The organism is Streptomyces sp. SID5910, assembly GCF_009862125.1.
Taxonomy (GTDB): domain Bacteria; phylum Actinomycetota; class Actinomycetes; order Streptomycetales; family Streptomycetaceae; genus Streptomyces.
The window spans coordinates 1-372 of sequence record NZ_WWHX01000712.1; the positions used below are offsets into that span (position 1 = coordinate 1).

The 372-nt window shown below is 78.0% G+C and carries 1 protein-coding gene and 1 pseudogene; both read right to left on the minus strand.

Annotated elements, in window-relative coordinates:
- Nucleotides 1–193, minus strand: a pseudogene (locus GTW67_RS24720) (SIS domain-containing protein); the annotation flags it as partial.
- A gap of 60 nt (nt 194–253) precedes the next feature.
- Nucleotides 254–372: Trm112 family protein (locus GTW67_RS24725; protein WP_161167005.1), on the minus strand; the 119-nt coding region annotated here is incomplete at its 5' end.

Genomic DNA, 372 nt, shown 5'->3' on the forward strand with positions numbered 1-372 from the left:
CGGCGGCTCCGGGGCCGGCGATGAGTACGGCGCGGGGGCGGCCGTCGGGTTTGAGGTTGCCGACGCCGGCCTCGGCGGCGAGCCGGGCGGCGGTGCGGACGCGGGCGCCGGCCTCTGCGGCGCCGCGGAGGAGGCCGCGGTGGTCGGCGTCCGTGAGGCGCTCCGGGGAGTCGAGGAGCGTTTCGTCGAGCATGGCGGCAGTCTCCGATCGCCGGGGCGTTCGTTCGGTCGCGGGCGGGCGCCTGGCCGGCGGCTACTCGGGGCGGCGGGCCTCGTCGACGAGGAGGACGGGGATGCCGTCGCGGACGGGGTACGCCAGGCCGCAGTCCTGGCCGGTGCAGATCAGCTCCGTGTCCTGCTCCTTGAGGGGGG